The 13,062-nt window shown below is 39.3% G+C and carries 15 protein-coding genes and 1 riboswitch; of the genes, 12 read left to right on the top strand and 3 right to left on the bottom strand.

All coding sequences use genetic code 11. The features are described 5' to 3' along the window. Nucleotides 1-5: 5 nt before the first annotated feature. On the bottom strand, nucleotides 6-470 hold the full coding sequence (locus tag ACZSMY_RS21720; protein ID WP_368901980.1) for a CBO0543 family protein: 465 nt from the start codon (nucleotides 468-470) through the stop codon (nucleotides 6-8). Further along, complete coding sequence (locus ACZSMY_RS21715; RefSeq protein ID WP_465148286.1) at nucleotides 391-1,557, bottom strand: DUF2515 domain-containing protein; 1,167 nt, start codon at nucleotides 1,555-1,557, stop codon at nucleotides 391-393. The genes ACZSMY_RS21720 and ACZSMY_RS21715 overlap by 80 nt, the downstream gene beginning before the upstream one ends. Nucleotides 1,558-1,641: 84 nt before the next feature. On the opposite strand from ACZSMY_RS21715, the gene shc reads away from it, so the two are divergent. From shc to ACZSMY_RS21660, 11 genes are all read left to right on the top strand, one after another. Further along, nucleotides 1,642-3,516, top strand: coding sequence for a squalene--hopene cyclase (shc, locus tag ACZSMY_RS21710; RefSeq protein WP_465148285.1), 1,875 nt, complete (start codon nucleotides 1,642-1,644; stop codon nucleotides 3,514-3,516). Nucleotides 3,517-3,882: 366 nt separating this feature from the next. Then, a complete protein-coding gene (locus tag ACZSMY_RS21705; protein ID WP_465148284.1) occupies nucleotides 3,883-4,923 on the top strand; it encodes a DUF1835 domain-containing protein in 1,041 nt (346 codons plus the stop codon). 27 nt (nucleotides 4,924-4,950) lie between these two features. Then, complete coding sequence (locus ACZSMY_RS21700) at nucleotides 4,951-5,658, top strand: hypothetical protein (RefSeq protein WP_465148283.1); 708 nt, start codon at nucleotides 4,951-4,953, stop codon at nucleotides 5,656-5,658. 157 nt (nucleotides 5,659-5,815) lie between these two features. Further along, on the top strand, nucleotides 5,816-5,980 hold the full coding sequence (locus ACZSMY_RS21695; protein ID WP_175296989.1) for a hypothetical protein: 165 nt from the start codon (nucleotides 5,816-5,818) through the stop codon (nucleotides 5,978-5,980). Nucleotides 5,981-6,358: 378 nt separating this feature from the next. Continuing rightward, nucleotides 6,359-6,709, top strand: a complete 351-nt coding sequence (locus tag ACZSMY_RS21690) for a hypothetical protein (protein ID WP_175297019.1) — start codon at nucleotides 6,359-6,361, stop codon at nucleotides 6,707-6,709. Nucleotides 6,710-6,757: 48 nt separating this feature from the next. Continuing rightward, entirely contained in the window at nucleotides 6,758-7,303 is a 546-nt protein-coding gene (locus ACZSMY_RS21685) for a hypothetical protein (RefSeq protein WP_052484948.1), read from the top strand. 110 nt (nucleotides 7,304-7,413) lie between these two features. Then, nucleotides 7,414-7,728 carry a hypothetical protein gene (locus ACZSMY_RS21680; protein WP_042531090.1) on the top strand — a complete coding sequence of 105 codons (315 nt, stop codon included), beginning with the start codon at nucleotides 7,414-7,416 and terminating at the stop codon, nucleotides 7,726-7,728. A 10-nt stretch (nucleotides 7,729-7,738) separates the two neighbouring features. Beyond that, nucleotides 7,739-8,026, top strand: a complete 288-nt coding sequence (locus tag ACZSMY_RS21675) for a hypothetical protein (protein ID WP_212929430.1) — start codon at nucleotides 7,739-7,741, stop codon at nucleotides 8,024-8,026. Between the two features lie 106 nt (nucleotides 8,027-8,132). Further along, nucleotides 8,133-8,232, top strand: a riboswitch (guanidine-I (ykkC/yxkD leader). 74 nt (nucleotides 8,233-8,306) lie between these two features. Beyond that, nucleotides 8,307-8,648, top strand: a complete 342-nt coding sequence (locus ACZSMY_RS21670) for a DMT family transporter (RefSeq protein ID WP_042535888.1) — start codon at nucleotides 8,307-8,309, stop codon at nucleotides 8,646-8,648. Next, entirely contained in the window at nucleotides 8,648-8,962 is a 315-nt protein-coding gene (locus ACZSMY_RS21665; protein WP_193064948.1) for a DMT family transporter, read from the top strand. The genes ACZSMY_RS21670 and ACZSMY_RS21665 overlap by 1 nt, the downstream gene beginning before the upstream one ends. A 100-nt stretch (nucleotides 8,963-9,062) precedes the next feature. Continuing rightward, nucleotides 9,063-9,929: a hypothetical protein gene (locus ACZSMY_RS21660; protein WP_193064949.1), complete on the top strand. Its 867-nt coding sequence runs from the start codon at nucleotides 9,063-9,065 to the stop codon at nucleotides 9,927-9,929. A 149-nt stretch (nucleotides 9,930-10,078) separates the two neighbouring features. Here the strand turns inward: ACZSMY_RS21660 and ACZSMY_RS21655 are convergent, their stop codons facing one another. Next, on the bottom strand, nucleotides 10,079-10,990 hold the full coding sequence (locus tag ACZSMY_RS21655) for a DMT family transporter (protein ID WP_042531095.1): 912 nt from the start codon (nucleotides 10,988-10,990) through the stop codon (nucleotides 10,079-10,081). A 137-nt stretch (nucleotides 10,991-11,127) separates the two neighbouring features. Here ACZSMY_RS21655 and pdxR point away from each other — a divergent pair, with 137 nt between their 5' ends. Next, nucleotides 11,128-12,543: a MocR-like pyridoxine biosynthesis transcription factor PdxR gene (pdxR, locus tag ACZSMY_RS21650; protein ID WP_042531097.1), complete on the top strand. Its 1,416-nt coding sequence runs from the start codon at nucleotides 11,128-11,130 to the stop codon at nucleotides 12,541-12,543. The last annotated feature ends 519 nt before the right edge of the window (nucleotides 12,544-13,062 follow it).

Below are 13,062 nucleotides of genomic sequence, written 5' to 3'. Positions count from 1 at the left end.
GCTTTTCAAATTTTCACCTGAAAAAACCGAAAAATTATCCAAACAATCATGAGGAAAAGCATATACCCGAAAAAGGAATAGGCATGATTCCAATCTGGATGAGGCATAAATCCTCCCAGCTTTTCAGCGGTTTTTTCGATAAAAATGACCGCTGTACTAATCGTAAGGATCATTATGCACCGCGGAAGAATCCTCATCCGATTGGCCAGGTACAAGAATAAAATGACGGAAACAGGAAGAATCAGCAGTGTAAAGGCAATATTGACTGTAAATATTTCTGGGAAAAGCCGCATAGGAAAGTGATACATGCCGATGCCGACAAAAAATAAATCTAAATAGGTCCCGACGATGGAAGAAAAGAGAGCTGCGATGACATACGCCTGCTGTTCTTTACTCCTGTCTGAGGAAGATCGCCTTTTTTGCAATGATGATAAGCTCGATTTTTTCCATTGCCTTGCAGTATTTTTCATGAATTTCCCCACCTGTATTTTTTTCTTCTTCTACGAAATAATCAATCACACTTACATCGTTAAACCAGTCTCCTCTTTCAGCCGGGGAGTTGTTAACGTTTTTCCAAGCATATTTAAATGGAGGGCTATAGATTCGGGGAGCTCCTTTTCTGCGTTCACAATGCCTTGTTCTTCGCCGATAGACCGTACCCGGTGCAGATTCATTCACAGAATGAAACAAATCCTTCCAATAATCGGCTCGGGAGCCTGTATGCGGATGCTTCCCTGCCCATAGCAGAATATCTTTTAAGACAGATTTTTGTTGAAAAAGGATGGCATATAAACGTTTTCCCAGCATAATCCGCTCATGGAGAGAGCCGAAATGGTGCAGGGTATCACCGATTAATACGGGCTTCTTTTCTATTTTTCCAAGGTGATAATGCGGGAAAATAACATGATTAAAGCGTAAAAAATCATACAGCTTAAAACCCAATGTATCTAATACCGTTTCTTTAAAATGAGGATGATGCACCACTCTTTTTTCTAAATAGCTTTGTTCATTAATAATGGTTGCGATGGCTAACAGATAACGGTCACCATGCTCCCAAAAATGATTCCATACCACTTCCATAAATACAGAGACATTCAAGAAAGGAAGAAGGTGAAAAAGATTTTGATTCATTCTTACACTTTGCTGATACAGCAATAATTGCGGATAAACATCCTGGAATATTAACCAATTTCCCCGTTCTAAAAATAAATAGAAGTTTTTTTGTTCTTTTTCGGATAACAAACGCGATAGGAGGTCGCCTTTCAAATCAGTCATGTTCCAACCGCCGTTGCGTGATACCATATGCCCTAATAAAGCCCAATGGATTTCTGGGTACTGCATATAAAAATCGAAGTAGGCTTGTGTCCGGGTGACATTATTTTTATTCCATTTAATTGTCAGTTGATGAATGCGTTGAATGAATACCTGCTCTCTTTTAGGAAGCATGGATACGGATAGGCCGTTTGCTTTTGGATTCCTTATATTCTTCAGTTCTTTTTTTATCTCAAGAACAGACTTTTCATACACTTTTCTTTTTTTGAAACAGCCAATTGTCATCCAGTCTCCTCCCTCTCTAAGGAATATGCTTACACGGTGTCTCATATGTATAGGAAAAACGGTTCTTATAAGAGAGGTTTTCTGATGAAGGAAAAGATAGATGTAGAAATCAATCGTCTGGTTGACAGGCTTACAAAAGAACAAGAGCACGATGGTTCCTGGGCGTATCCCTTTGAAACAGGGATTTCCACAGATTGTTATATGATTATCCTCTTGCGTACATTGGAAATGGATGATGAGGACCTTATCGATGCGCTGGTAAGCAGGATCCTTCGTAAACAAGGGAAAAATGGCGCCTGGAAAATATTCCACGATGAAGTGGAAGGGAACCTCACAGCAACGGTAGAGGCCTGTTATGCGCTCCTTTATTCCGGCCGCCGAAAAGAGGAGGACCGGGAGATACGTTTGGCCACAAGGTTTATCCAGCGGCATGGGGGCTTAAAAGAAATCAATATGTTTGCAAAGGTCATGTTAGCTCTGACAGGGCAGTATAAATGGCCGCGTTATCTTCCTGTTCCAGTTAAATTCATTCTTTTTCCAGTTTCTTTTCCACTTAATCTATTTGACTTATCGTTATATGCACGGTCCAATTTGGTTCCTATATTAATTACGGCAGATTATAAATTCAGCCGAAAGACAAAGCGTTCGCCTGATTTGTCCGATTTATTTTTACAACGGGAAGATGACGGCGATTGGGAAACGGAGTTAAACGATTGGCGCTCCTTTCAAACCCCTTTTCAACGAGGAATTAGCAGTCTGATAGGAAAGCCGGAAGAGCTCCATGAATTAGCCTTGCAGCGTGCAGAGGAGTATATGCTGAATCGAAGGGAATCAGACGGGACATTTTACAGCTATTTCAGTGCAACATTTTTGATGATATTTGCTCTGATGGCCAGGGGCTATTCGAAAAAGGATCCGATTATTATCAAGGCAGTAGAGGGACTAAAAGCTTTTCAAACCAGCATTGGAAAACAAACGCACATGCAGTATACGACAGCAAACGTCTGGAATACGGCTTTAATCAGCCATGCTTTGCAAAAGGCTGGTGTATCCCCCTCTGCCACGGTAATTAAGAAGGCAAATCAGTATTTACTTGGGAGACAACAGATGAAGTACGGCGATTGGAGCATCCATAACCAGGATGTGACACCGGGCGGATGGGGTTTCTCTCATATCAATACGTTCAATCCTGATCTGGACGATACAACAGCTGCGTTGAGGTCTATTCGTTCCTTTGCCCGTCACACCCCCGTCTATCGACAAGCCTGGGACCGTGGAATTCAGTGGGCAGTCTCCATGCAGAATGGTGATGGCGGCTGGCCGGCCTTTGAGAAGAATGTAGATAATACATTGCTTTCCTGGCTGCCGATTGAAGGGGGAGGATCGATGCTGCTGGATCCATCAACGGCAGATTTAACAGGGAGGACATTGGAGTTCTTTGGAAATGACACGCATACAGATACGTATCAGCCTTTTATAAAACGCGGCATGAAGTGGCTTCTGCAAAATCAGGAAAAGGATGGATCCTGGTATGGCAGATGGGGGATTTGTTATATCTACGGAACCTGGTCGGCGATTACAGGATTAGCAGCGGTTAAAACACGCAGCAATCATCCGCAGATGCAAAAAGCGATCCAATGGTTATACGCCATTCAAAATCAGGATGGCGGCTGGGGAGAGTCGTGTAAAAGTGATATAGAGAAAAAATATGTCCCGCTCAAGGAAAGCACGCGTACACATACCGCCTGGGCGTTAGATGCACTGATTGCTGCAGAAGGAAAAGCAACGCCGGAAATCAAGCGGGGTATTGCGTATTTGCTGGAGACGGCGGAAAAAGTGGATTGGACAACAGCCTATCCGAAGGGGCAGGGGCTTCCTGGAGGGTTTTATATTCATTACCATAGCTATGAATATTTGTTTCCGTTGCTTGCTTTGGCGAATTATCGGGAGAAGTTTTGAAAAAAGGAGGATGTTTGAAAAACGTGGCTGCTTTTTGAACACATACTAAAAAATTACCCGGCATGCTCGGATAAAGCATGCCGGGCAATTTTGCTGGTTTAAAAATGCACAAGCAAAATAGGCAAGGGTATTGATAGAAACAGATCCGTTCTATAAAGATTTTTTATTAGTTAGAAAAGGGAGTATGAAGTTATCTCTTAATAAGTATTTACATCAATAAGCAATTTCGTGTAACGTGAATGTATGGAAATAGTTGAAATGAATGATAGAGGATTATGAAAAAAATTCTTATGTGATCGAGCAGTTACGTTTAATTAAGAGATAATAGGCGCTATCGTAATAAAACCTATAAAGGTGGGAGATACATTGATCGATGAATTAAAAGGAACCCTTAATCATGCTGGGGAAGAGGAAGTGAAGTCCCTTTTATTTCAAACCTTTTTTCGAATCCATATGCTTGAAGAATCAGACCAATATACGGAGGAGCAGTTTGTAGCAGACTTGAAGAAAACATACCATGATTTTCTAAATGTCAAAAGAGGCCAAACAAAAATAAAAAATAGTACCAATGATAAAGTTGTGCATATCCTCTTTGATGATTCCGCGGCTGGAAGCTTGAAATGGGTATTAAAAGAAATGGGATTACAAGATGAAGAAATGGTTATCTCCTTTTCAGATGTCTTTTCAATCGGCCCAATTTGGCAGTTGCATAATCAAGCGGGACTTGACTACAGGGAGGAATGGCTAAAAAACCATCTTATCCTGGATGATGATTATCTAGATGAATACCGACATCATTTCAACCGTACACTCTCCATGATAAGTGCTATCCCTGAAACGGCGTCTATTATCATTTGGACTGGGGAAAACGCTCATGAACAGATTGCTTTAAGCTATGTTCTGTATTTATTGAGAGATAAAAGGAATGATATAACCGCTATAAACACAACGAAACAGTATAAAAAACAATTCAATATTCCAGAAAAGGATAATTATCCGTTGCACACCGGGGAAATCATGTCTGAAAAGCTGCAGTTGATTTATCAAAATAGCAGTAAGACACCTGCTTTAAGCAAAGAGCAGCGGGAAAAATTCGAGCAGAAATGGCAAGCATTAGCTGCTACACAAGAAGCTCTGAGGATATGGGAAAATAGAGATATAAAAAGTGTAGATGAAAGCTATTATGACGACTTGATAATCAACAAAGCAAAAATGCTGCATCAGGAGCAAAAGAATACGGAATTCATCCTATCAGCACGTCTTATTGGCGAGGTGATCGGCTATTTAGATCAATATATTAGCGATATGTTTGTGGAGTATAGCGTAAGACGTTTAATTTTGAAGGGCGTTTTTGAAATAAAAGGTGTTCCCAAAGCAATGCGGTTTTACAGTGTGAAACTCAAATGAATTACGAAGCGTCAGGAGTAAATACATATGGAAAATAATTTAGAAAGCCTCTTTCTAAGAAAGCTAAGCGCAACCTTTGTGACCACCATCTTTCTATCGGCATTGTTTATTGTTATTCATTTTATAAATGGGTTTGAATCTGCATACCATCGCGGAAATCAATTCATGGGCTGGTTTACCGTTTATGCCCTGTATATTGGGATGATTATCCTGATTTATGGAAACGCGGTGGCAATAGCAATAGAATATTTGCAAAGTAAGTGGTTTCGTCAACATGACTGGCTGTATGTGTTGATTCTCGGCTTTTTCGGACTGGCTAATGGCATCATCTTTCAAGATGGAATGGCTGCCTTATACGGAATGCCAGCCGCCATCATCTATGGGATGTTTGATAAGTGGCTAGACAGAAGAAAGAGGAAGAAAAAGAGCGTTAAACCTTTTTGGATTATCCCAATCGCTTGCCTTGGAATAAGCTGGGGTTATTTAGAAGTAACCTCTCCGCCTATGCCCCCATTTACCAAAGAAGATGCGGTTGATTTTGCAACTTCTGGTGAAGGAACGTTAACAGATGACTTCCCTGACAATATTGGACAATGGGAAGGTACAGTGGAAGGCTATCACATTACAAAGGAAACAGATGCAGAAGAAATTGGGGATGAAACGTATATTGTCACCTTTACAGAACACTGGAAAAAGGGGGGGGGGGGAATCAGGTACTTGGACAGCTTCTTATGAAGTTGACAGGCAAAGCATGACTACAGTTAACATAGAGGGAAAGAGGCCGTCATAGGATGGGATGCATTAATAGGATTTTAGGAGAACGTGATGACAATAATAAAGTGTGGTGTGTTGTTGGCAGCTGATGTGCTGATTATTTTAGAGGGGAGGATCAATGATGGATAACCAATATTTTGTAGGATGGGGCACACTGGCATTGATAAATGCCGGACTTGCACAGGGAAAGAATCGGACAGGGTTAAATTGGTTCTTGCTTTCCCTTGTATTAGGCCCGATAGCAACATTAATTTTGTTATTTGTTGAGAAGCGAATGCAATGAATACGATAATACGCAGGAAGACTTCTAAGCAAGACACCAATAGAAGCACCTTGGAGTTTCTAAAGGATGAAAATAAATGCGGATCATTTTTCTTAACCAAAGGACGCCATAGAGAGGAGCGGCTTCATTATGTATAATAATAAAGATAAAAAATTCCATTGTGATCATTGCGATAAAATCATAGAAACAGGTGAAAAGTGCTGGATAAAGTGGAATTTCCCTCCCAGCCATTTGAAGACGCAAACAATGCCTAGAAAAAGTTTTGAGTGGGAGAACGTTCCTGTGATTTGCAGTGAATGTTCGAATAAGGATATTAAAATGTCAGATTATTAATCTATATCTTTGATAGGCTATTATTAATTAAATGACTTTACTTCAATGAGCCAAGATTATTTAATTGAAAATAATTATGATAGCACAATTAAACGCAGGTTTTCGTATAGTTCTCATTTTTCATACAAGCATCAAGCAGCTGCATATGCTAATCAAATTCCTTTGAACAATCAAATTAAAGGACCTGCAGAAGAAGAGAAATGTTTAACTATACTATACAATTATATGGACGAAGCAATTCAAAATAGTCAAGTTGTTGAGTATTTTACATCTTGGAATGGCGAAGAAGATTTAGCTCTTTTTAAAAAGAGGAGTATTCATTGTCTGGACATAAAAAATCCGTATGACTTAGTCATAGAAGATCGGGAGCTTTGGGAAATATTGCTTTGGAACTGAAATAAGTGAGCATACCATACTATTCTTTAGTAAAGGCGGGTATATCTAATGAAGAAGTTATTCCTTTTTATGCTGCTTACGCTTTCTCTATACGCGTGCAGTCAACCGGAAACAAATGAACCCGAACCTGAAACGACTCCCGTTGATTCGGTTGCCAATATGCCGGAAAGTATGCCGGATGACTTTGATTTTTCCATCCAGTTTGGTGTGGGCAAAAATAATGAGATTAACACTTTCGAAGGCACAGTGACGAAGGATTTAATAGAAAATGGTACAGCAACTGCAGAAATCAGCTTAACAGAGGAAGAAATGAACCAAATTTATGAAAAAATGAAAGAAATCAATATAAAAGAACCAAAAGAGTTTACTCCAGAACCCGTCGACGGAACGATTTGCAGTGTAGAACCACATGAAGAGGATGCGTGGGAAATTATCGTCAACGGAGAAACAATAACACATTCTGTTTCTGGAGCTTACTGTGAACCGACTGAAGATACAAAGGAATTTATCGGATTACGCGATGATGTATTTAGCGTTGTTAAGGAAAAGGATGCGTATAAAGCGTTACCTGATGCTAAGGGCGGTTATGAATAAAAGATTATCAATGTTTTATACATGAAGTAATAAAATGGCGAGTGGACTTATTCCATATATCAAGACGGAAGCCCCGTCTCCCATTTGAAAAATGAAAAGAGGAACCAGCTATGATCGGTTTACTTAATATAGGCAGTCTTCTGCTTGGACTCGTTGCGTGGATACTTCCTGTTATTATTCTCACAAGATATGATAAAAACAATCCAAAGAATTGGGCTGCGTTTTCCCTTGCGAGCATGAGTGCTTGTGCTATTTCGTTATGTTTTCAGTTAGCTTATAACTATCATTTAGTAAAAATAGAGGATTGGATTGCTCTGATGGATACAGCAGGTGCTGTTGTTTCTGCCGCAGCGGTTCTGCTTATCGTTACCATCCTATTAAATGCTATTACTATATTTGTATATCGGGACAAAGCAGCAAAATAGGGGAATAAATGTGTTAGAAAGCGATGGAAGAAAGGGACAAAATGAGGGGAAGGAAGAGAGATACATGCGGTTATATGATAAACCGATAACAGCGTATTTACATAATGATTTAACGGCTTTTGAATCGGAGGAAAATGACAAACAGCTTGTTTATCTTTTTGAAAAAGGCTATGTAACTGTTCTTGGGGAGTTCGAGTCTGATAAATATGTTGGTGGAAAAGCCTGTATTATTTTTAATCAGGAGGATGTTATATCGGTTGATAGAGGGATGCTGCGCTTTGTTGATGGGGAAAGTTGACGTATGTAAAAATGTTGCATCAATTTCTTCTTTTTGATATGGTTTTTTAAATGAAAGCTTTTATGGCAGAAAAAAAACGTCTATTATGATAAGAAATTACGTTGAAAAAAATGTTTTCTAGGGTTCCGCACATCAAATGCTGGTCTGGTCCGAGAGAAAACACACAGTGAATTACTGTGTCACGGAGGGATAAAAGCCCGGGAGAAGCTGTATGTACAGTTGCCTCTCAGGGCTTTTTTTAATTCGTTTTTTGGAAATAATAAAAGTGGAGGTGTTTGCAGTGAATCGAAATTGGATGAAAGTATTCGTTGCAGCTTTTTTGGAAATTTTTTGGGTGATTGGTTTAACGCATGCATATGATTTTTGGACATGGACTGGCACAGTTATATGTATTATTGTTAGTAATTATTTAATGATTACAGCGGCACAAGTACTGCCGGCAGGAACGGTTTATGCTATTTTTGTAGGGTTAGGGACAGCAGGTACTGTTATTGCAGGATTTCTTTTCTTTGGAGAAGCGTTTAAATGGGAAAAAGTAATTCTCATAGCAACATTATTAGCTGGAGTGATGGGTTTGAAATTGGTCACACCAGATAAGGCAGAGAAAGGAGCTGAATCCTGATGGCTTGGTTTACTTTAATTATCGCAGGCTTACTGGAGACATTTGGTGTTGCCATGATTAATCAGCTCTCTGTAAAACGGAATTGGCAAACAGTCATTCTACTTATTTTAGGGTTTGGTTCAAGTCTTGCTTTGCTGAGTTATTCCTTACAATTCATCCCTATGGGAACAGGCTACGCCATTTGGACAGGGATTGGTGTTGTCGGCGGCGCACTTATCGGCATGATATTTTATGGAGAATCAAAAGACTGGAGGCGTATGGTTTTTATCGCTATGGTTTTATGCTCTGTAATCGGGCTTAAATTAATCACGTAATAAGCGAAATGGGTATTGGTTTCAGTAGAATCTTTTGATAAAGGCGAATGGGTTAAAAGAAAACCATTCCACAAGAAATGAACTAAGAACGGGGAATCTTATGACAAAAACAAAATGGGCGCTCCTTGTTTTAGGAATCATGGATTTGGTTCTTATCATGATGCATGGTACCGATTATTATTTTCTTTTTTTAAAACCAACTGGATATGTTATTCCTATGGTTATAAACCTGATCGTTCTTGCTGCAATCGGTTTTCGTGCAAAGCTCCCTATTCGTTCAAACCTTCCTAAAATATGGACAATTGCCGGGCTTGTTATTTTTATACCAATCATATTGTTTCATGGCTTCATGGTTTTGTTGATGGAATATAGTTACACAAAAATCGATTCACCATACGATCAGCAGTCGCTAGTAATCGAGCATCGCAGCTTTACCCTTGGGGAGACAACCTATTCTTATAATTTTTACAAGACGAAATTTGGCTTTATCGGCAAACAACTGGATGACCAATCCATTAGCATAGTTGCTCGACGCAGGGACTATCCGTCTGAAAGCTTCAATGCTGAAAATGCTTTGGGGTTAGGAAATGTAGAGTGGTTAACAGCAGATTCTGTTCGTTTCCATACTTGGAAAGGGACGGAGGATGTTTATTTAGATTCTACACAACCTTCATCTGAAACAGACGAGACGGAAAACCTGGAGGAAGCGATAGAGCAGTTTATGGATAATGCTGAAAAGAAAGAGGGCGGACAAACCATCACCGTGAATGGAAATACATTAACAGTACGGTATGATGCGGCTGCAAATCAAGAGTGGATTGACATAGCCAATGAGAATGAGGCTGGAGCCATTCCGACACAGCAATGCTCGCGTATTGTGCCAAACAAGGAACGCGGATATTATATGCTGGAAGAATGTACGCACCAATGGGAATATCCTTTATATCCTATGTCTGAAAAAAGATAATTCCGTCTAATCGATAAGGCGCTATTCCTCCATTGATTTTATCGCTATATCATTGTCTGAGTTTACAAGAGGGATGGCTGTAAATAAACAGAGAGAATCGGAGCTAAACTTGTTTACTTGAGTTTAGCTCCGGTTCTCTCTTTGTGCTTTTATAAATTTTTTAACGGTGTCTGGCTAACCTGTAACTCATCCTCTCTCTTTATATTTGACATAAACACCCCTGATAAAGTAATCATGCCTCCCGCGATTGCAAGGAAATGAGGAATCTCATTCAACCAAACCCATGCAATAAGGAAAGCAAACACTGGTGTTAAATAAAGTGAACTCGTTGCCTCGGAAGCCCCGGTTTTGGACGTAACGTAGGCCAAAGTGAAGTAGGGAATAACCGTTGGAAAAATTCCCAGATAAACCACTGCCAGTGTTGCGTCCATTGGCGCGTTCATGATTGCCTCTCCAAGTCCAGGCATAAAAATCAACATGAAAAGCGTGCCTGCCCAAATCGTATATATCGTGAATGCGAAAAAACCATATTTTTTTAAGTAAGCATTTTGAAAAACAAAGTAAATACTTTCTGAAAGGGATGCGATTAAAATAAGGATAATGCCAGCGTTAAATGAAAAGCTGCCGGCGGAGTCACCGAAAGCAATAAAAGCTACCCCGCAAAAACTGATAAAGGAGCCTATCCATCCCCACAGGCCAAATTTTTCACGGAAAAATAATAAAGCCAATAATGCAGCGAATATAGGTGTTGTAGAGACCAATAAACTTGCAATCCCTGCACTAACCGTTTGTTCCCCATAATTTAGTGCTGTTTGATAGACGGAGAACCCCAGAAAACCTAATAATAAAATAATGGGTATATCTTTGATTTCCGGCAAACGAATTCTTTTGATAAAAGCTGCAAGAATCAGCATCAATGATCCAACTAATAATCGTAAAAGGGATATATGCTCTGGGGAGTAAGCAGTCAGAGCAGCTCGGATTCCGGGAAATGCAGATGCCCATAAAATAATGGTTACCAAATGAGCAAAAGCGATTTTTACATGGAAAGATTTTATCATAAGTACACCTCATTTATTTTAAGTACAACCAGTTTCGAACGGTGTTTCCTATGGTAATATGAGTGTGTTAGAATGTCTGCAACAGCTTAAATAGAAAAAATCCAACCAGTTTAAATAGGGTTGGAAAAGGAGTATCTATGAAAAAGCCCAAATATCAAATCATTATTGATTTTATAAAAGAGAAAATTTCTAAAGGAGAGTGGGCGATTGGAAGCCAAATACCGAGCCAGCGTCATTTGGCAAGAATGTTTGGAGTCAATCGAAGTACGGTTATCATAGCGTTAGAGGAATTAATGGCAGATGGATTAATAGAAGGAAAAGCAGGAAAAGGGACTGTTGTCACCAATAACACATGGACATTGATGGGAGACCATCTTTCCACAAACTGGAATGGGAATGTCACGCAGGGTATTCATAAGGCAAGTGTCTCTACAGTGCAAGAAATCAATGAAACGGAATCAGATAATCGTTTCATTCAATTAAGTAAAGGGGAATTATCACCAGAGTTATTTCCTTTAGAAGAAATGCAGGATATCATCCAAAAAGTTTCGAAACAATTGACCCCGTTCGGGTATGAAGAGCCAAAAGGGAATATAAAGCTGCGAGAGGCCATTAGTAATTATTTGAAAGAAAGAGGTATCGATGTGTCGCCATCATCCATCTTAGTGGTTTCTGGAGCGCTTCAAGCCCTCTATCTTATCTCCATTGGCCTTTTAAAGGATAAATCAACGGTATTCTTGGAAGAACCTTCTTACCTTTATTCGTTATCTGTTTTTCAGTCAGCCGGTATGGATCTCGAGGGGTTGCCGATGGATAACAAGGGCGTTAAGGTCGATTCTATTTACCAAACGAAGGAAACGGGCAGAAATATTTTATATACCATACCTTCCTTTCATAACCCAACAGGTATCTTAATGGAGGACAGAAGAAGAGAAGAATTAATGGAATACTGCATTAGAGAACAGATTCCTGTTATTGAAGATGATGTGTATCGTGATTTATGGATGGATAACGCACCTCCAGAACCATTAAAAGCCAAAGATCGTCATGGCAATGTCTTATATATTGGAAGCTTATCAAAGACATTAAGTCCTGGATTACGCATCGGCTGGCTGGTCGGTCCAGAGCCTGTTATTGACCGGTTAGCGGACTTGAAAATGCAATTAGATTACGGGTCAAGTACATTATCTCAGCTTGTAGCAGAGAAATGGTTATCCAGCAGTTTGTATGAACATCATATCGAAAAAGTTCAAAAACAACTGAGGATTCGCCGACAAAGAGCTTTAGAGGCATTGGAAAAATATTTAGGTTCTGTCGCCACTTGGGATGTTCCAAAAGGCAGCTTCTTTATATGGGTGAAAATAAATCCTGCTTTTAAAGTGAAAAAGCTATTTGAAAAAGCATTATCCAAAGGGATTCTCATCAATCCAGGAAGTATTTATAAGGAAAAAGCAGGACAATTTGTACGACTGTCCTATGGTTTTGCTTCGCTGGATGAAATTGAAAAGGGAATATTTCAGTTGAGTGAAATAATTAAAAATAATAAGGGATGAGATATTGCAAAACGGACAGCCCCTTCAATATAATTGAATGGCCAGTTTTTTAATGACTGTGCGTCGAATAAAACGGTTCGGGAGTTCATTATCCCATCCTCAAAGAAGCTGATTGTATTAGCCTCTAAAAAGCCGTTGAAAATGTGCATGATTCTTATACTCGTTATTACAAAAAGCAGAATCGGGCACCTCTTTTTAAATCAAAGAAGAGCTCGAATAGAATTGGGGAAAGAAAGTTTCGTTCGAAATTGTTTTTGACTAACTATTATTTATCTAACGTTTTAAATATAAGTTACTACCACTGAAAGACTGGCGTATCAGCATTTTGTTGCGTTATTTGCTGTTTGATAGAATTATTGATTCATAGTATGAAGTTATTTAATTTAATTTAATTTGGATATATTTTAAAATAATCGTTGACTTTCTATTTTCAGCATGGTAAATTTAATCTCGTTGCTAATTCGAGCGATCGTTCAGCTAACATAAATTTAAAAAGTTGTTGACATCGAATTGCAGATA

Source organism: Oceanobacillus sp. B139/18 (genome assembly GCF_055524595.1).
The sequence above is the reverse complement of the archived record's forward strand: the minus strand, read 5'-3'. Positions and strand labels throughout refer to the sequence as shown.